Annotated in this window: 16 protein-coding genes; 9 read left to right on the forward strand and 7 right to left on the reverse strand. The window is 59.9% G+C overall.

From position 1 onward, the window contains the following. The first annotated feature begins 64 nt into the window (after nucleotides 1–64). The gene (locus tag O0881_RS04035; protein ID WP_289910269.1) at nucleotides 65–2218 is read left to right on the forward strand and encodes a TonB-dependent siderophore receptor; all 2154 of its coding nucleotides are present in this window, start codon (nucleotides 65–67) and stop codon (nucleotides 2216–2218) included. 292 nt (nucleotides 2219–2510) lie between these two features. Here the strand turns inward: O0881_RS04035 and O0881_RS04040 are convergent, their stop codons facing one another. Beyond that, complete coding sequence (locus O0881_RS04040; protein ID WP_150130958.1) at nucleotides 2511–2786, reverse strand: hypothetical protein; 276 nt, start codon at nucleotides 2784–2786, stop codon at nucleotides 2511–2513. On the opposite strand from O0881_RS04040, the gene O0881_RS04045 reads away from it, so the two are divergent. The 7 genes from O0881_RS04045 to O0881_RS04075 all read left to right on the forward strand — a co-directional run bounded on the left by O0881_RS04045 (nucleotide 2761) and on the right by O0881_RS04075 (nucleotide 12932). Next, a complete protein-coding gene (locus O0881_RS04045; protein ID WP_289910270.1) occupies nucleotides 2761–4068 on the forward strand; it encodes an FAD-dependent oxidoreductase in 1308 nt (435 codons plus the stop codon). The genes O0881_RS04040 and O0881_RS04045 overlap by 26 nt on opposite strands. Beyond that, nucleotides 4065–7079 (forward strand): iminophenyl-pyruvate dimer synthase VioB, encoded by a 3015-nt coding sequence (vioB, locus tag O0881_RS04050; protein WP_289910271.1) that lies wholly within the window; start codon nucleotides 4065–4067, stop codon nucleotides 7077–7079. Before O0881_RS04045 ends, vioB begins: the two co-directional genes overlap by 4 nt. A 1-nt stretch (nucleotide 7080) precedes the next feature. Continuing rightward, nucleotides 7081–8370 carry an NAD(P)/FAD-dependent oxidoreductase gene (locus tag O0881_RS04055; RefSeq protein WP_289910272.1) on the forward strand — a complete coding sequence of 430 codons (1290 nt, stop codon included), beginning with the start codon at nucleotides 7081–7083 and terminating at the stop codon, nucleotides 8368–8370. Beyond that, nucleotides 8370–9488, forward strand: coding sequence for a tryptophan hydroxylase (locus O0881_RS04060; protein ID WP_289910273.1), 1119 nt, complete (start codon nucleotides 8370–8372; stop codon nucleotides 9486–9488). Before O0881_RS04055 ends, O0881_RS04060 begins: the two co-directional genes overlap by 1 nt. Before the next feature lie 9 nt (nucleotides 9489–9497). Next, nucleotides 9498–10079 (forward strand): violacein biosynthesis enzyme VioE, encoded by a 582-nt coding sequence (gene vioE, locus O0881_RS04065; protein WP_289910274.1) that lies wholly within the window; start codon nucleotides 9498–9500, stop codon nucleotides 10077–10079. A gap of 91 nt (nucleotides 10080–10170) precedes the next feature. Continuing rightward, nucleotides 10171–11334: an MFS transporter gene (locus O0881_RS04070; protein WP_289910275.1), complete on the forward strand. Its 1164-nt coding sequence runs from the start codon at nucleotides 10171–10173 to the stop codon at nucleotides 11332–11334. 338 nt (nucleotides 11335–11672) lie between these two features. Beyond that, on the forward strand, nucleotides 11673–12932 hold the full coding sequence (locus O0881_RS04075; RefSeq protein ID WP_289910276.1) for a hypothetical protein: 1260 nt from the start codon (nucleotides 11673–11675) through the stop codon (nucleotides 12930–12932). A 63-nt stretch (nucleotides 12933–12995) separates the two neighbouring features. On the opposite strand, the gene O0881_RS04080 is transcribed toward O0881_RS04075, so the two are convergent. The 5 genes from O0881_RS04080 to O0881_RS04100 all read right to left on the reverse strand — a co-directional run bounded on the left by O0881_RS04080 (nucleotide 12996) and on the right by O0881_RS04100 (nucleotide 17150). After that, nucleotides 12996–13523: a DUF2867 domain-containing protein gene (locus O0881_RS04080; protein WP_289910277.1), complete on the reverse strand. Its 528-nt coding sequence runs from the start codon at nucleotides 13521–13523 to the stop codon at nucleotides 12996–12998. A 213-nt stretch (nucleotides 13524–13736) separates the two neighbouring features. Continuing rightward, nucleotides 13737–14420: a DJ-1/PfpI family protein gene (locus O0881_RS04085; RefSeq protein WP_289910278.1), complete on the reverse strand. Its 684-nt coding sequence runs from the start codon at nucleotides 14418–14420 to the stop codon at nucleotides 13737–13739. Between the two features lie 226 nt (nucleotides 14421–14646). Further along, nucleotides 14647–15990: an AarF/ABC1/UbiB kinase family protein gene (locus tag O0881_RS04090; RefSeq protein WP_289910279.1), complete on the reverse strand. Its 1344-nt coding sequence runs from the start codon at nucleotides 15988–15990 to the stop codon at nucleotides 14647–14649. Next, nucleotides 15987–16721 (reverse strand): TetR family transcriptional regulator, encoded by a 735-nt coding sequence (locus O0881_RS04095; RefSeq protein ID WP_289907086.1) that lies wholly within the window; start codon nucleotides 16719–16721, stop codon nucleotides 15987–15989. Before O0881_RS04095 ends, O0881_RS04090 begins: the two co-directional genes overlap by 4 nt. 90 nt (nucleotides 16722–16811) lie before the next feature. Then, nucleotides 16812–17150, reverse strand: a complete 339-nt coding sequence (locus tag O0881_RS04100; RefSeq protein WP_289910280.1) for a hypothetical protein — start codon at nucleotides 17148–17150, stop codon at nucleotides 16812–16814. 795 nt (nucleotides 17151–17945) lie between these two features. Here O0881_RS04100 and O0881_RS04105 point away from each other — a divergent pair. Beyond that, on the forward strand, nucleotides 17946–18611 hold the full coding sequence (locus O0881_RS04105) for a PEP-CTERM sorting domain-containing protein (protein WP_289910281.1): 666 nt from the start codon (nucleotides 17946–17948) through the stop codon (nucleotides 18609–18611). Nucleotides 18612–18627: 16 nt separating this feature from the next. Here O0881_RS04105 and O0881_RS04110 read toward each other — a convergent pair whose 3' ends face one another. Next, the gene (locus tag O0881_RS04110) at nucleotides 18628–19134 is read right to left on the reverse strand and encodes a hypothetical protein (RefSeq protein ID WP_289910282.1); all 507 of its coding nucleotides are present in this window, start codon (nucleotides 19132–19134) and stop codon (nucleotides 18628–18630) included. Between the last annotated feature and the right edge of the window lie 66 nt (nucleotides 19135–19200).

Consider the following 19200-nt stretch of genomic DNA (forward strand, 5'->3'; position numbering starts at 1 on the left):
ATGATTCTCATTTATAATATCCTGTGTGCAATTCCTCCCTATCAACTTTATACGCTTGCCCCTGATGCCCATTCCATATTCCCGACTCGCCCACCCCCACCTCACCACCCGATTGATCCTCGCCGGCCTGCTCGTCGCCAGCGTGACGCCGCAGGCGATCGCCCAGGCGACGGCCGATGCATCCGCCCCGCTCGCCACCGTGCTGGTCAACGGACAAGCCGAAGCGGACGCCGGCGGACAGATCGCCAAGAGCGCGCGCGCCGGCATGCTGGGCGAAAAAGACTTGCTCGATACGCCGTTCAGCGTCAACAGCTACACCAGCCAGCGCATGCTGGACCAGCAGGCGCTGACCCTGGCCGAGGTGCTGGGCGGCGACCCGTCCACCCGCTTCACGGGCCAGATCGGCGGCGTCACGGATTCCTTCTTCATCCGCGGCTTTCCCCTCAACGAGGGCAATCTGAGCGAAGTGGCATTCGACGGCGTGTATGGCGTCTCGCCCAACTACCATTTATTTACGGAGTATCTGCAGAGCGTGGAAGTGCTCAAGGGGCCGGCCGCCTTGCTGTACGGCATGTCGCCGAACGGCGGCGTGGGCGGCGTCGTCAATGCCGTGCCGAAACGTTCCTTGCCGCGCGACCTGACGCGCCTGACCGTTGATTACGGCGCGGGCTCGCAGGCAGGCGCGGCCATCGACGTCAGCCGCCGCTTCGGCGAGGAACGGCGCTTCGGCATCCGCTTCAATGGCTTGCACCGCCAGGGCCACACGCCGCTCGACCACCAGACGTCGCGCGCGGAAGTGGCGGCCATCGCCCTCGATTACCATGGCCAGCGCCTGCGCGCCTCGCTCGACGTGATCGAGCAATACCAGTGGATCGACGCACCCACGCGCCCCTTCCTCGTGGCCGCCCGCCTGCCCGTGCCGGCAGCGCCCGACGGCCGCCGCAACATCGCCCAATCCTGGGGCTGGTGGAAATCCAACGACCTGGCCACCCTGGGCAAGGTCGAATATGACTTGAACGACAACGTCACCGTGTTTGCCGACGTGGGCGGCACGCGCTCCGACGTGTCGCGCTATTCGGACCAGACGCCGACCATCACCAGCGCGGCCGGCGACATGACGGTCACGCCCATGAACTGGAAATTCCGCGTGCGGCGCGCCAGTGCGGACACGGGCGTGCGCGCGCGCTTTCGCACGGGCGACGTCGAGCATGCGCTGGTTGTGATGGGCAATGTCTACCAGGACGAATTTGGCAGCGTCAGCAATTCCGGCAAGCTGATCGCCTCGAATATCTACCACCCTGTCGCCGTGGCCGACCCCGGCATCGCCGTCCCGGCCCGCGCGCCGAAGCTGTCCGCCTCCACCCTGTCCAGCCTGGCCGTGGCCGACACCCTGGACATGCTGGACCAGCGCGTGCAACTGACCCTGGGCGTGCGCCGCCAGCTGGTCGAAGCGAAAAACTACCATGCGACGACGGGCGCGCTGACCACGCACTACAAGCAGGGCGCCCTGACGCCGCTGGCCGGCATCGTCGTCAAGCCATTGCGCCACGTGTCACTGTACGCAAACTATATCGAGGGCTTGAGCAAGGGCGATATTGCGCCGAACATCGCCGACAACGCGGGCCAGGTCTTCGCGCCCTACAAGAGCAAGCAGTACGAAGTGGGCACGAAGGCCGATTTCGGCGTGGTGCTGGCGACCCTGGCCGTGTTCCAGGTGACTAAACCCAGCGGCCAGCTGTATGGCAAGGTCTACAGCATGGACAGCGAGCAGCGCAACCGGGGCCTGGAACTGAACCTGTCGGGCGCCGCCAGCAAGGCCGTGCGCCTGCTGGCCGGCATCACCTTGCTCGACGGGCGCCTGGTGAAGACCAACAACGCCGCCACCATGGGCAAGCGCCCCGTGGGCGTGCCCACGTCCATGGCCAATCTGGGCGGCGAATGGGATGTGCCGTACTGGCCCGGCCTGACGGCCACGGGCGCCGTCAGCTACACCGGCAAGCAGTTTGTCGACCAGACGAATCTGCAGTCGGTGCCGTCATGGACCAAGGTGGACCTGGGCTTGCGCTACCGCACGGCCATCGCCGGCAAGGCGACCACCTTGCGCGGCGGGCTGATGAACGCGTTCGACCGCCATTACTGGGCCGGCGTGGCCTCGTATGGCACCGTCTCGCAATCGGCGCCCCGCAGCGTGCAACTGTCGGCCGCCGTGGATTTTTGACGGACGCCGGCATCGGGCATCGCCCGGCTGGCGCGTGCACTGCGCGCCAGCCGCAAAGTCAGAAACAATAAAAATAGCAAGAAGCAGACCAAGCCACCGCCGATGGCGCCAGGACCCACCGCTGGTCCTGCCGCCATCGGCAAACGGCGACACTCCCGCAGCGGCTCGATACGCCGCACCGCACCGCATTCCATACCTCCCTGCCACCGCCCGGCGGACTGCCGCCGCCATCCCGCCTGCCTCGCTGCGTCGACAAGGACGCAACACCGAACGACAACTACATTGATATTTATCAAATTGACTGCCCGATGCCTGGGCTACTGTCGGTGCCATCTTTGATTTGAAACAGAAACTCTGCAGCCAAGAATCGACCATTCCAGAAACAACGCCAGTTCTCGCCAGGCTCTTCATTCCCCAGCCGATAACGCTCGCCAAGTGCGGTAACACCCAGCGTCCCACCTCCCTTGCCTACACGTGCAGGGGAAACTTTTGCTAGCGATTTTGCAGCTTTTTGATTAATGAACGTTAAAAAGGAATTTCGTATGAGCACGTATTCTGACATTTGCATCGTAGGCGCCGGCATAGGCGGTTTGACTTGCGCCAACCGCCTGATCGACACCGCCGCCAGCAGGAAACTGCGCATCCGGGTCTTCGACCTGAATGCCACCGTCGGCGGCCGCATCCAGTCGCGGAAAATAGATGGCGAGGAAATCGCCGAACTCGGCGCCGCCCGCTACTCGCCGCAGCTGCATCCGCATTTCCAGCAGCTGATGCAGGGCAGCGGACTGCCGCATGCCGTCTACCCGTTCACCGAGGTCATCTCCCACGACAGCGTGCTGGAAGAGCTGAAGGCAACGCTGCATGGCCTGAGCCCGATGCTCAAGGAGCATCCGAACGACTCCTTCCTCGAATTCTTCAGCCATTACCTGGGCGCCGCCAAGGCCACCCACATCATCAAGGCGACCGGCTATGACGCCCTGCTGCTGCCGATGGTGTCGGCGGCCATGGCCTACGACATCATCAAGAAACACCCGGAAACGCAGCACTTTACGGAAAACGCCGCCAACCAGTGGCGCTATGCCACCGACGGCTACCACGCGTTGCTGTGCCAGTTGCAGTACCAGGCCCAGGCCGCCGGGGTGGAATTCCGCCTGGAACACCGCTTGCTGTCCGTTGAAAAATCCGGCGCCGACCATGTGCTCGCCTTCAGCCACCAGGGCGACACGCAGATGCACCGCACGCGCCACCTGGTGATGGCCATCCCGCCGTCCGCCATGCCGCGCCTGAACCTGGATTTCCCGAACGCCTGGAGCCCGTTCCAGTACGACTCGCTGCCCCTGTTCAAGGGCTTCCTCACGTTCGACACGGCCTGGTGGGAAGAGCTGGGGCTGACCGACAAGGTGCTGATGGCGGCCAATCCCCTGCGCAAGGTCTACTTCAAGAGCGACAAGTATGTGCTGTTCTACACCGACAGCAAGAGCGCCACCTACTGGCGGGACAGCCTGGAACTCGGTGAAGACGTGTACCTGGAGCGCGTCCGCCGCCACCTGGAAGACGTCCTGCCGCTCGATGGCCAGCCGCTGCCGCCGATCAAGGCGCACTTCCACAAGTTCTGGCCGCATGGCGTCGAGTTTTGCGTGGAACCGGAAGCCGAGCACCCGGCCGTCCTGCTGCACCGGGACGGCATCATCTCTTGCTCGGATGCCTATACCGCGCATTGCGGCTGGATGGAAGGCAGCCTGATCAGTGCCCAGCACGCCAGCGGCCTGTTGCTGCAGCGGCTAGATCAACGGGAAGACGTCGCCGCCGCCAACGATACCTTCATCACTTCCTCGACCGAGCGCGCATGAGCCTACTTGACTTCCCCCGTCTGCATTTTCGGGGTTTTGCCCGCGCCAATGTGCCGACGGGGAATCGCAATACGCACGGCAACATCGATATCGCCACGAATACGGTATCGATGGCGGGCGAGCCTGTCGACCTGAGCCGGCCGCCGGCTGAATTCCATGCGCACCTGAAACAGCTTGCCCCCCGCTTCAACGCCAAGGGCAAGCCGGATCCGGACGGCATCTTCAGCCTGGCGGCAGGCCACAATTTTTGCGGGAACAATCATTTTTCGTGGGAAAACGCGAGGATCACGGGCGTCCAGCTGCGCGATGGCGAGGTCGATACGCAAGACCCGCTGGTGGGCGCCAGGCTGGGCCTGTGGGGCCACTACAACGAGTACCTGCGCACGACCTTCAACCGCGCCAGGTGGATCGACAACAACCCGGCCCAGCCGGACACCACGCTGATCTACGCCGGCCAGTTCACCTTGAGCGACAAGCTGGCCACGCCCAGCACACCCACGCTGTTTACCGCCGACATCGCGCAGGCGCACTCGGTGCGCTGGCTCGGCAGCGGCCATATCACGGAACGCAGCGGGCATTTCCTCGATGAGGAAATCGGCCGCTCCAGGCTGTTCCAGTTCTCCGTGTCCAAGCAAGACCCGCATTTCCTGTTCAATGCGGAGCTGCCGTGGCCGGCCAGTATGCATGCCTTGCAGCAAGCCCTGGCCGACGACGAGGTGCTGGGCCTGACGGTGCAGTATTGCCTGTTCAATATGTCGACGCCGCCAAAACCGGACTCGCCCGTGTTCTACGACCTGGCCGGCAGCATCGGCCTGTGGCGGCGCGACGAGCTGGCCACCTATCCGACAGGCCGCCTGCTGCAGCCGCGCCAGGCCAGCCTGGGACCGGTGCTGGTGAAACTGCATGCGGACCGCGTCTCGTTCAACATGCCGACCGCCATTCCCTTCACCACGCGCGACGCGGACGCCGTCTCGGAACAGCATCCCACGCATGCCCTGGGCGGCAAGCAGGCGCTCGGCGACCTGCTGCTGCAGGATGACTCCGGCGCCTTGCTGGCGCGGATTCCCGAGCAGTTGTACCGCGACCACTGGCGCCATCACGGCGTCTTCGACGTGCCGCTGCAACATGCCCCCGCCGCAGGTTCGCTCAACCTGGGCAGCGCGCAGGCGCAGTGGGACGAGGCCGACTGGGTATCGCAATCGGACAGCAACCAGCTGTACCTGGAAGCGCCGAACCGCAACAAGCACGAGCAATTTCCGCAGGCCATCACCGTGCAAAGCCGCTACCGCGGCGAACTGGCGGTGCCTGCGGCCCTGGCGGCGGAAGCGGAAGACGGCGCGCTGCTGGCCGTGGAGCAGCAGCCGTCGCCGCTCGGGCATGGCTACACGGCGCTGACCCTGACGGGGCGCCAGCCGGGCGCGACCCGCATCGTGCTGGGGACGGGCAAGCACAAACAATACCTTGGCGTGCGGGTACTGCCCGACGACTGGCATCTGGACGACGTACCGGCAGAACAGGTCGACTACGCCTTCCTCTACCGGCATGTGATGAGTTACTACGAGCTCGTGTATCCCTTCATGTCGGACAAGGTCTTCAGCCTGGCGGACCAGTGCAAGTGCGAAACGTATGCGCGCCTGATGTGGCAGATGTGCGATCCGCAGAACCGCGACAAGAGCTACTACATGCCCAGCACGCGCGAACTGTCGTTGCCAAAATCGCGCCTGTTCCTGAAATACCTGACGCAGGTCGAGGCAAAGGCCAAGGCGGCGCTGCCGGCACCGGCCACGCCGCACGCCATCGGCAGCAAGGCGGAACTGATCGACGAGCTGAAAAAGGCCATCGACCTGGAACTGTCGCTCATGCTGCAATACCTGTATGCCGCGTATTCCATTCCCAATTATGCGCAGGGGGCGGCGCTGGTGCAGGCGGGCCGCTGGCTGCCGGCCGAGCTGGAGCTGGCCTGCGGCGCCGAAGACCGGCGCCGCAACAGCGGCACGCGCGGCATGTTGCTGGAAATCGCCCACGAAGAAATGATTCATTATTTATTAGTCAACAATGTACTGATGGCGCTCGGCGAACCGTTCCACAGAGGCACCCCGGTGCTGGGCCAGCAGGCGCGCCAACGTTTCGGCCTGGACACGGAATTTGCATTCGAGCCATTTTCCGAACACGTGCTGGCCCGTTTCGTGCGTTTCGAATGGCCCGACTACATTCCCACGCCGGGCAAATCCATTGCCACCTTCTATATCGCGATCCGCCGGGCCGTGGCCGAGCTGCCCGGCCTGTTCGAGAGCGGCGGCGGCAAGCGCGGCGGCGAACATCATTTGTTCCTGAAAGAACTGACCAACCGCGCCTATCCCGGCTACCAGCTGGAAGTGTCCGACCGCGACAGCGCGCTGTTCGCCATCGACTTCGTCACCGAGCAGGGCGAAGGCGTGGCCGTCGATTCGCCGCATTTCGCCTCGTCGCACTTCCAGCGGCTGCGCACCGTCGCCGGCAAGTTCTCCGCCTGCGGCAAGCCGTTCGAGCCGGCGCGGCCGGCGCTGAAGAATCCGGTGCTGGAAGCGCGGGCGGACTGCACGGTAGTGACGGATCAAACGGCGCGCGCGCTGATGCAGCTGTATCAAGGCTGCTACGAACTGACCTTCCTGCTGATGGCGCACCATTTCGCGCAGCGGCCGCTGGGCAGTCTGCGCCGCTCGCGCCTGATGAACGCCTCCATCGACATCATGACCGGCCTGTTGCGCCCCCTGTCGGCGGCCCTGATGAACATGCCATCGGGCGTGCCCGGCCGCCACGCGGGACCGCCCGTGCCCGAATCGGTCAGCAGCAAGGTCAGCAGCGACTACAGCCTGGGCTGCGACATGCTGGCGCAGAAGTGCCTGGCGCTGGCGCAGTACGCGCGCAGCCTGAAGAGCGATGTCATCGGCATGGCGCCGATAGAAATGTTGGAGTTTTTTAATCAGCAACTTACCGATTTATCTCGGGGAAAGATGTCAAGAGAGGCCTGAAATGCATAAAATCATTATCGTCGGCGGAGGCCTGGCAGGTAGCCTCAGCGCCATTTATCTGGCGCAGCGGGGGCACGATGTCCACGTCATCGAAAAACGCGGCGATCCGCTGCTGGAGAATACCGCCAACGCCGACCCGGTCAACTCGCGCGCCATCGGCGTGAGCATGACGGTGCGCGGCATCAAGGCCGTCCTGGGAGCTGGCATCAGCAAACAGGAGCTCGATCAGTGCGGCGAACCCATCGTCGGCATGGCCTTCAGCGTGGGCGGCCGGCACCGGATACGCGAGCTGACCCCGCTCGAAGGCCTGTTTCCCCTGTCGCTGGACCGCACGGCCTTCCAGCGCCTGCTGAACCGGCATGCCGTCAAGCACGAGGTGAAGTATTACTTTGAGCATAAATGCCTGGATGTCGACCTGGAAAGAAAGATCGTGCTGGTCCAGGGCCCGGACGGCGCCGTACAGCAGTTGTATGGCGACCTGGTCATTGGTGCCGACGGCGCCCACTCGGCCGTGCGGCGCGCCATGCAAAGCGGCATGCGCCGTTTCGAGTTCAAGCAGAGCTACTTCCGCCACGGCTACAAGACGCTGGTGTTGCCTGACGCGGCAGATCTCGGTTTCCGCAAGGATTTGCTGTATTTTTTCGGCATGGATTCCAAGGGCCTGTTTGCCGGCCGCGCGGCCACCATCCCGGACGGCAGCATCAGCTTTGCCCTGTGCCTGCCCTACACCGGCACGCCCAGCCTGGGCACGCTCAACCGCGAAGCCATGGCCGACTTCTTCAACCGCTACTTCGGCAGCCTGCCGCCGGAGCGCCGCAAGGAGATGCTCGACCAGTTCATGGCGCTGCCCAGCAACGACCTCATCAATGTCCGCTCCAGCACCTTCCACTACAAGGCCAATATCCTGCTGATCGGCGATGCGGCGCATGCCACCGCCCCGTTCCTCGGACAAGGCATGAACATGGCGCTGGAAGACGTCCACGTCTTCGTTTCCCTGCTGGAAAAGCACGGCAATGCGCTAGGCCCTGCCCTATCCGAATTCACGCAGCAGCGCAAGGTGCAGGCGGACGCCATGCAGGACATGGCGATCGCCAACTATGAAGCGCTGAGCAATCCGAATCTGATTTTCTTCCTGCAGACGCGCTACACGCGCTACATGCACAAGAAATTCCCCCGTGTTTATCCGCCGGACATGGCGGAGAAACTGTACTTCACATCGGTTCCTTACGATGAATTGCAGCAAATCCAGAAGAAACAAAACGTTTGGTACAAACTTGGAAGGGTAAATTAATGAACATTCTCGTCATCGGCGCAGGCCCCGCAGGCCTGCTCTTCGCCAGCCAGATGAAACAGGCCCAGCCCGGCTGGAATATCAGCATTACGGAAAAAAATACCCCTGAGGAAGTGCTGGGCTGGGGCGTGGTGCTGCCGGGACGGCCGCCGCGCCATCCCGCCAATCCACTCTCTTACCTGGAGCAGCCGGAACGGCTCAATCCGCAGTTCCTGGAAGAATTCAAACTCGTGCATCACGACCAGCCCAACCTGATGAGCACGGGTGTTACCCTGTGCGGCGTCGGACGCCAGGCCCTGGTGCAAGCCCTGCGCGCCAAGTGCGTGGCGGCCGGCATCGCCATCCGCTACGAAACGCCGCCAGACGACAAGGCGCAACTGGAAGCCGAGTACGACCTGGTGGTGGTCTCGAATGGCGTCAACTACAAATCGCTGGACTTGCCGCCAGCGCTGGCGCCGCACATCGATTTCGGCCGCAACAAATACATCTGGTACGGCACCACCCAGCTGTTCGACCAGATGAACCTGGTATTCCGCAGCAATGAACAAGGCATTTTCATCGGCCATGCCTACAAATACTCGGACACGATGAGCACCTTCATCGTCGAATGCGGCGAAGAAACGTACGCCAAGGCCGGGCTGGAAGCGCTTTCCGAGCGCGATGCCGCCGCGTATATCGCCAGGACGTTCAAAGCCGAACTCGGCGAGCACAGGCTGCAGAGCCAACCAGGCCAGGGCTGGCGCAACTTCATGACCCTCAGCCGTGACCGGGCCTGCGACGGCAAGTTCGTCCTGCTGGGCGATGCGCTGCAATCGGGGCATTTTTCCATCGGCCACGGCACCACCATGGCGGTAGTGGCGGCCTTGCTGCTGGTGAAAATCCTCGATACCGAAGCCAGCACGGCCGCCGCCCTGGACAGTTTCAATGCCCGCGCCGTGCCCCTGATGCAATTGTTCAAGGAGCACGCCAACAGCAGCCGCCTGTGGTTTGAAAGCGTGGGCGAACGTATCGGACTGAGCAATGCAGAGCTGACCGCCAGCTTCGACGCCCGCCGCAAGGACTTGCCGTCGCTACAAGAAGCGCTGATGGCCAGCCTCGGCTACGCGCTGGGCCGCTAGGGAGCTGCCATGCCGACACACGTCTCCCCGCCGCTGCTGCCGATGCAATGGAGCAGCGCTTATATTTCCTACTGGACGCCGATGCAGGAGGACGACCAGGTCACGTCCGGCTATTGCTGGTTCGACTATGCGCGCAACATCTGTCGCATCGATGGCCTGTTCAACCCCTGGTCGGAAAAGGAACATGGGCACTTGCTGTGGATGTCGGAAATCGGCGACGCCAGGCGTGAACAAAGCCGCAAGCAGAAAGTGTCCTACGCGAGGCAAGCGCAAGCCACCGGCGAGCAGCTGCAGGGCACGGCGTTGGCCGATGAGGTGACCCCGTTCCATGAGCTGTTCCTGCCGCAAGCGGTGCTGCTGGGCGGCGGCGCCCGCCACGACGGCCGCCACACCGTGCTGGGCCGGGAGGCGGACGCCTGGGTAGTGGAGCGGACGGGCAAGCCGTCATCGGTCTTTTACCTGGAGGCCGGCGGCAACCGCCTGCTGCGCATGGTCACTGGCAACGACCCGCAGCACCTTTCGGTACGCGACTTCCCCAACCTGTTTGTCGGTGACATTCCGGACAGCGTCTTTACGTCTTGCAACACCTAACCACGACGTGGCGCGCGCAAGGGCCGCATGCGGCCGGGGTGCGTGCCACGCCTGGCGAGTGTTTTAGTGATTACTTTCGAAGGATATTGCTATGCCGCTGGTTGTTTACATTCTGGGGTTGACGATCTTTTCGTTGACGACATCCGAATTCATGGTGGCGGGCATGATGCCGTCGCTGGCCCTGGCCATGGACGAACCGGTGACGCGGATCGGCTATCTGATCTCGCTCTATGCCATGGGCATGGTCATCGGCGGACCGCTGAGCACCATCATCCTGCTCAAGCTGCGCGTGCCGAACAAGAAGGGACTGCTGTGGCTGCTGTGCTTTTATGTCCTTGCCCAATCAGTCGCCGCGTCCGCCACCAGCTATGACATCCTGGCCATCGCGCGGGTAGTCACGGGCGTGGCCGCCGCCACCTGCTTTGGCCTGTCCCTGGCGATCTGTGCCGACATCGTCGCGCCCAACGCGCGCGGACGCGCCGCCGCCGTCGTGATCGGCGGCCTCATGCTCGCTTCCGTGGTGGGCGTGCCGGTCGCCACGCTCATCGACCAGCACCTGGGATGGCGCGCCAGCTTCTGGCTGGTGGTACTGCTGGCGCTCTTGTGCCTGGCGCTCATCACCGTGCTGGTGCCGCGCGCCAAGCCGTCGGAGGTTGTCAGCCTCGGCAATGAACTGGGGGAATTCCGCAATCGCCACCTGTGGGCAGCGTATGCCAGCAGCGGCCTCATCATTGGAGCGATTTTCGCGGCGTTCAGCTACTTCGCGGCCATCCTGACGGAAATTACCGGCTTTCCAGCCTCCGCCATCCCCTGGCTGCTGGGCGTCTACGGCGTCGCCAACGTGGTGGGCAATGCCGTGGTCGGCCGCTATGCGGACCGCTACACCACCGTCATCATGGTCTGGGGCATGGTCATCCTGGGCATCAGCCTGGCGCTGTTCGCCGTCTTTGCGCACGACAAGAGCATCAGCGTCGCCTTGTTGGTCGTCACGGGCCTGGTCGGCATGTCGATGAATCCAGCCATCATCGCCCGCGTGATGAAAACGGCCCATCCGGGACCGCTGGTCAACACGGTGCACACGTCCGTCATCAACATCGGCCTGGGCGCCGGTTCCTGGCTCGGCGGCCTCGGCATCGCCGCCGGCTACGGCCTGCGCTCCCCGCTGTGGGTCGGCGTCGCGCTGGCTGTGCTTGGCCTCCTCAGCTTGCTGCCTTACCTCGGGCACAGGTCGCGCGATTCGGTGCTGTCGCATTAGCGGCTGGCGGCGGTTGGCATTGCCAACCGCCCGCCACTTTAATGGCGGCAGGGTCCTGTCCAATGATCGTTTGCAAAAAATTATTAACTTCCTCCCATGTCAGGATAGTTGTCGCGTCACCTGATTTACCGTAGCATGATCAGATTTCTCCTTCCCGCCGAAAATCTATAAAAGGAAATATCCTTCAAGATCAACCTACCCTGATCACATATAGCATACCGATTGAGCGCGATCGTTTACCAAACAAGCAGGACATCCTGCGCTGGAGGCTTGACATCCTGCGTCCCAATACCCCGCGACTGAAATCGCCGACCAGAACACAATTCTTGCGAAAAATAATGCGAAAAACTCATTCCATAATTATTTCTATCATTTTGGCCGGCTTGGCCATGCCTGCATTGTCGGCGGATCAGCCACCATCCCTGCCAGACCGTTTGGCCGCCCTTCGCACGACGATCGCAATCGATCATGGAAAGATGGTTGGTTCCGGCGCGGCAACATTGATAGATGCAGGTCGGGAGAGCCAATTCGTACTCATCGGCGAGGACCATGGCATTGCAGAAATTGCAAATTTTTCGGCGGCATATTTTGAAGAATTGGCAAGTCAAGGATTTACGACACTGATTGTCGAAAATGGGCCGGCTGTTGCTGATGCTTTGGCAAAGACCTTGAAAGCCAATACTGGCGTTGCTGGCATAGCCGCATTTAATAAGGCCTATCCGGTCGCTACTGCTTTCTACAATTGGCAAGCTGAGGCGCAATTCCTGGCCCGTTTCGCCAAAGCTGCCGGACCATCGTTCCAATTAGTGGGAATGGATCAGGAACTCATGGGCGCTTCGAAATATTTGCTCGAGCAAATGGCCGGGCAACCGCTTGGTCCTTTGGCGAAATCAAAAATCGAGGCCTTCCGCAAGCTTGAGAGCGACGACTATGGCCGGGCGTCGGCGAGCGGAGACCCGCGTGATCTTTTCATGTTGAAAGTCAAAGAAGAGGAATTGTTCGCGCTACAGAAGCTGCTCACGGCCCCCAAGGACATGCCCGCCTTGGCGATGTTAAATTCGTTGATCGAAAGCCGCAGCATTTATAGCAAAAACATAACTCCGGGACAGGGATATGCATCCAATACACAGCGTGCCAAACTAATGAAGCGGAATGTGGCCAGCCATTTGACGCTTGCGCCGGCACAGCGGATGTTGCTGAAAGCCGGTGCAGTTCATGTATTCCGAGGTTATAACCCGCTGAGTGCCGGTAGCCGGGAGATCGGCAATTATTTGGCTGAATATGCGGAAGGCCGCGGGCAAAAATCGCTGCATGTATTAGTGCTGGCGTCCAAGGGCCAGCAGGCGCAATTTGCTGGAATTGGACGCGCGTCGGCCTCAACAGAAATCGAAAAAACCGATATCAAGTCCGCCATGGCTGGCGTATTGCCCTTCTTCGCCGCGGCGAGCGAGCATAAGGAATGGTCATTGTTCGACGTGCGCCCCTTGCTGGGATCGGCTAAAACCCTGGCGAATGGAAACAGCAGTGTCCAAGGCATGATTCAGGGCTACGATTTTGTACTGGTCATTCCCGATGGGAGCGCAACGTCGGACCTGTGAAAATATCCCATGGCCTACGCTGCCTTTATATAGGTCAATATTCGGTTAGCGGCAACAATGAGGTCACCTTTCTGGCTTAAGGTGCACCTTGTCGCGCCGGTTGACCGCGCGCTCCATCAGCGAGCGCGTCAGGAGCTTATGAAACGGCATGATGATAAACAAATACACTCTTCCAAAGAGATTGTTTATTTTAACCAAGGTTGAAACCGTCACTTCCGATCCCTTCAGACCCGGTTGAATGCTTATCCAGATCCGGAAGTCCAGATGCTTGTCGTCACCACCGACGACGACTTCAGTCTCCGTACTTGAAATAATCGGAAACATGCCAATCTTCCCCAGCCCGCGATCACCAAAGCTAATACTTTTCTTTAGTCCGAGCGGTGCGACGATTCCGTTGCGCAAAATTATGAGCAAGGAAAGCATGCGATGCGGCTCAGCGAAAACGGCGCGCCCCGCTTGCTCGGCGTCAACGTAGGTTCGATCCCCCTGACCGGAATAGCCGTCGGAGAAATCAATGTGCGTCAATCCTGACGCCGACATGGCTGCTGCCGGTGCGGAAATGAGGAAGACTTTGTTTGCTTCGTTTGTCATGAATAAAACTCTCTCTGTAAAGTGAGTGATGGTCGGACTGCGGTTGTCTTGATTGGCACGCATTCAAGTTTGCAAACGTGCTCTGGCGGAGGGAATTCTTTCATCGTGGTCACATAGGCCGGAATGCTCCATAGCGATATCAGATGGTTTGTCCTGTGAAACAGGCAAATGCAGCAATGACAACGGCTGCGGTGCGGTGAAAGAAACGTAGATTCATACGAGATCGTCCTCGATTGGCATGCTTCTTGACGGAGCTTGCAAGCGGTTTTCCAATATTGCGCCAACGCCTACTTTCGGGGAGATGGCGTCCCGGATACTCGTATCAATTAGTCGCTCATAGATTGCGCTTTGGCCGGCAGGAATAAGTTCTCTGAGTGTTTCTTGACGTTTGTCCCGGCCGAACAAGGCCTCAACGACCCAACCGATTAGATACACAGCAGACAAACAGCCACCTGCAGTCGCAACATTCCCTTTGCATACCAGGGGCAAATCGAGCACGTCAATTCCCAGGGATTGCAATTCCTCTTTGGCATCGGGATGAGTCGTGGCCGGCCCCATTGCCAGCAGACCCAACTTGGCAAGAATGAACGAGCCGGCACAGATCGATCCAATGAGCTGCGTGTTTGGATTCAGCGAAAATGCACGCATGAAATCCGGACTGGCGATAGCGCCTTTCACTCCAACTTTACCGCTGGAAAACAATACAACGTCTGCGTCATTCGCTTCGCTGATGCACCCGTGGGTCTTGATAACAAGGCCGTTTGCGGATTGGTGTTCTTCCTTTGTTCCCAATATCTTCACTTGCCAGTCCGTCTTATTCCGTCCGAGGACGTCCCACATCAAGAACAAATCCAAATCGGTGAAATGGTCAAAAATCACGATGACTATTTTTTTCATGTTGCGCTCCGCCATTTGCGTCGATTCAAAATGAGACCACGGACGAACAACACTTTTTTGAGTCCGCAGTTGAGAATTAATCCACCAAATCTCTGTTTAAGAAGTACTTCTTTTCCTGATTGGACGGGCTTCAGTGCTGGCCCGCCAGGAATTGCGCCGACGCGGCGTGGCTGCTGCCACGCATGATGAAGACCGCGCATCCCGGAAGCAGAAACGTCGTATTCATTCAACGAATCCAGGGGTTGGTGGTGCGCACACGTGCACCGAGGGTTTTGAGAAGCTGGATCAGACCTAAATAGGCCCGGTCGACATAGGGCAGTTCCTCCGGCAAGGACTGCAGATGCCGAAGTGCCTGGCGATGATGTGCCGCTGATGGACGTGGGTATGGCGGGTGGTGCGTAAAGTCATACACCTCCACGGTAAACGGCAACTTCTGCCAGGCATGCCGCTCGGCCATTGCCGGCAGCAGTTGCTGGCAAAAGTCCTGCTCATTCAGATGCGGCCCAATCAGGCCCAGGTCCCGATAGGCCTGCTGCATGGCACGGTGGTCCGCCGGGTCGCGCAACTGGGCCGACCAGAGCGCGCTGAGCGCTTGGCAGAAGTCAGCGTCCAGCGCGCGGGTGCAGCCAAAGTCCAGCAGGCCCAGTCGGCCGTCCGGCATGAACAGATAGTTGCCCGGATGCGGGTCGGCTTGCAAGCGGTGCAGCACAAAGGTGCAATGAAAGAAAGTATCAAACAGCAACTGACCCGCCTGATCACGTGCGCTTTGATCGGGTTCGGTCAGCAACCATTCGTTGAGATGCAATCCCGGCAAGCGTTGCATCGTCAGCACGCGGCGTGTGGTGCGGCCCATTACCGGCTGGGGGATCACCAGGCCCGGCAGCGTGAGATGCTGTGCAAACCATTGCATGGTCTGTGCCTCATGCAAATAGTCCAGCTCCTCGGCCAGTTTCTGTTCGATGTCATCCATCATGCGCGCGATGATATCGGCTTTGAGCAACATATCCGAGCGTTCCCCCAAGGCTTGCAGCAGGCTGCGTAGCATACGCATGTCGCTGCCAATGGAGTCCGCCATTCCGGGGTATTGGAGCTTGACGGCCACTGCCAGGCCGTCCGCCATGATGGCGGCGTGGACCTGCCCCAGACTGGCGGCAGCAAAGGCGACAGGCTCGAATTGCTGGAACAAGGCTTGCGGATCCTGGCCAAACTCCTGGCGCATCACTTTGATCACCAACGCGCGGTTCAGCGGCGTGACCTGATAGTGGGCGCGAGCCAGTTCCTGGCGCATGCCCTCGGGTAAAAAGCCCAGTTCCATGCTGAGCAGTTGCGAGGCTTTGAGTGCCGTGCCCTTGAGCTGATTCAACGCGGCGAACAGGATGCGCCCGAGTTCCGCCTCATGTGCCATACGGGCCTGATCCATTTTCGCCTCGTCGCACGTGATCGACTTGGCCTTATGGCCCAGGTGGGTCAGCCCGGCCCGCGCCACTGCCATGCCGACAATCGCCCCACGCGAAAGACGCCCGGTACGCGGCAACTGCGAAACTGTGTTCGTCTTGGTCGTGGGCGTCATGAGCGTACCCCTCCCAAGCCGCGACGGGCCAATTGCAGCAGATCCAGCAAGCCATTGCCGTCTTGCATCAGGCGTGCAAGCTGGCTGCGCACCATGAAACCTCCCAGTTCCAGCAGCTTGTCCACCAGGCCGCTGCGCAAGGCTAATACCAGCACGCCCAAGCTCAAATCGACCATTTGCGTGGTGTTGGTAAATTGGTCGGAGGTGTCGCGTAGCCAGTACGCAATGACGCCGTACACATAGTCGGCCAACAGTCCAGCCAGACTGGGCTTGAAGCCGCAAGGCACGATTTCACCGCTCGCCTCGGCCTGCTCCAGCATCTGGACGAAGGTTTGCCGGAGCAAAGGCTTGCCGGGTAGTTGCTCGCCCAACAGCAGCGTGGGAGTGCGCTCCACCATGCCGCGCGCCAGACCCACAAATTCACGGTCGGCCAGCAAACCTTCCAGCAGACTGTTGACTACCAGTTGCAGACGTTCCTGCAGCGAAAATTCGTTCTGTCCCTCCGTCTTGTCGGCCTGCGCCACTGCGTCTGCAATTGCTTGCTCAAAATAGGCGGTTACCAGTTTCTCCTTGGTAGGGAAGTATTTGTAGATGGTGGCATCACCCACGTCGGCGGCACGCGCGATCTGCTTCATCGTGGTGCCCTCAAACCCATGCTGGGTCATCAGGTCTACTGCGGTCTGAATGATCAGCCGATGGTTTTTGGCTTGTTGGGCTTTGGAAGTACGCATGATCGAAATTTGAAGAAGAGTGGAGTGTCGGAGGCAAAACAATCAAGTCTGGCCCCACCATGTAAGAAGTGCGACGGCGAGCAGGCAGACTCAGCCGGAATACCGTACCCTGGAACCAAAAAATACCAAGGCCGCCCCGGCCAGCATGGCGACGGCGCATGCCTGCACAATGAATCCGGCCAAGCGGCTGCTCACCGAAGGGAATGCCAACTGCAGCAGAACGGCGGTAATACAGAGGCCGAAGACGGTCAGCACATGCCGGCGGGACCCGTGTATGCGTACGTGCCACTCAAGGAGCACGCCGCCAGCATTGCTTGGCGCCAGTTTGCCGCACCGGAGTCGATTGAAGATGCGTTTTTCTCCCCAAACGGAGTGAATCATAGCGACCAGGCCGATCGTTGCCACTGCAGCCACAAAATATTCATTCATATTTGCCATACCCCCTGGTATTACCTCATGCCCTGCACTGCGACATCAATATACGATATTTACTATCGATTAAAGCAATGTAATGCACTTCCATTGAGTAGTCAATGAGCATTGCTTAATAAAAAGGAAGATGAATTAAAAGCATGGGTTCATACTGCAATCCATCGAACTTAGCAGCGCCGCGCCTCAGCACGGCTTCTGACTTAGTGATTTGTGCGATTTCGGACGTGGGACTCGAGGCTTCGATTTGATGATGCCAGGGAGGTGCGAGTAGTTGCGGTAGGCAATCAATCGTAGTGCGTCGAGCAGACGCTTGGCGATGTCGGCGCCGAGCAGCAGTGCAAGCAGTAGCGGCTTGAGGATGGAGTGGCGGCTGTGCGGTTGATGCGCCACGCCGGCGGCAGCACCACCTCGCGCAGTGCCGTTCCGGTCGCACCGGTCGGGGCGGCCAGCGAGACTATCCGCTCGTCATCGTCTGAGCGCAGGAAGTCGCACGCACGCAAAGCCGGCGTTACCGCCTTTCTCGAGGCGCACGCAGATGCCGACACCGCGCTCGTTGAGCGCGGCGCCCAACCAGCACGATGGATAGTCTCCGTGACCATGGGGAAAGCCACCCTGCTCCGATATCTGCCGCGACGACGCTGGCATACGATTCGGCATCGGGCAGGCCGGCGCCAGCTTCAATCGTAAGCATAGGAAATCCTTCATTCTTAATAAAAATTTAATTGGTGAAATTTTTCAATAAAATTGTCGTATAATTAATTTCGGTATCTTTTTAACATCAAAATAGGGAAAATGATGAACTTATACACAGCTGTCAAAGTTGCACTGCCGAGCATTATTTTGTGCGCTTCCTTCCATGTACAAGCAACAACCTTTTCCAACGAGTTCAACGGTGGCGAACTAGGTTACTTGGGCGCAACAGGTTCGACTACTTATGGAGAAACCTTTACTTCTCCAGGCGGAGTGCTGAACGATTTCACCCTCTATGCGTCTTCCGGTTATGGCACTTCAAATTATGGCACCGGCTATGTCGGATTCGGGATTGCTGCATGGGACGGAACCAAAGCCGTCGGTCCCGCCTTGTACACGAGTGCTCCAATCCCATACAGTGGCAAAACTAAAGCATTTGAAGCAACCGGACTCAATCTGGCATTGCCACTTAATAAAGAATACGTAGCATACTTAACAGTTGCAGGCATCCAAAATCCAGTTTATTTCGTTAGGATGCAAGGATCCAACAACAATGGCGAATTAACAGGGAACCACGTTTATTCGAATGCCGTGGATCCCCTTAACGCAAGTCAGCCGTGGGGTGTGGATAAGACGTATTACATGAGATTTACGGCAAATTTCACAAATAACACCATTCCTGTTCCTGAGCCAGAAACCTACGCCATGTTACTGGCCGGCTTGGGCATAGTCGGTTTCGCTGGCCGACGCAGATTTAAATCGGCTTGATGGTGACGGCCAAGACTCAAGTCTTGGCCGCTTTGGCCGACCTCTGGGCCGATGCAGCCGGCGCGGCGATTGCTTGTAACAACGCGGCGCCGGCATCTGTCGCTGCCTGGAAGGTGGCAGCTTCGTCGCTCAGGCGCTTCGCTTCGGCTTCGTTGGCGGCGGCCTGCTTGGCGACGTGGATGACGGCCGCCTCGTTTTCGCGCGCTTGCTCGGCAACGCGATCTTTTTCGGCCGCCAGCTCGCGTTGCAGCACCTTCAGCCAAGGACAGCACGCGCAACTTCGCGGGCGCAGAAGCGGCCGCATCGAACGGAACCTCCTTCCCGTCGTCATGTACGTAGACTGGCTTGCCATCCTGGACAACGACATTGCCGTTTGCTTCAAGACATAGTTGCTTGCGTCAAACTCATGCAGATGATCGGCGAAGGTCAGTTCGCAACGGCTCGCACGGTGATGATGCCGTTCGCCGACCAATTTTATGCGCTGGCAGGACAGGTCCGTCCAGTTTGAGAGTTCAAGTGCCATGCCGGGAAAATTTCACCTACCGATCAACAACGCGACAGAACCATCGTGATGACACCTTTGAAGCCG

Source organism: Janthinobacterium sp. SUN100, from assembly GCF_030397705.1.
GTDB classification, from domain to species: Bacteria; Pseudomonadota; Gammaproteobacteria; order Burkholderiales; family Burkholderiaceae_D; genus Janthinobacterium; species Janthinobacterium kumbetense.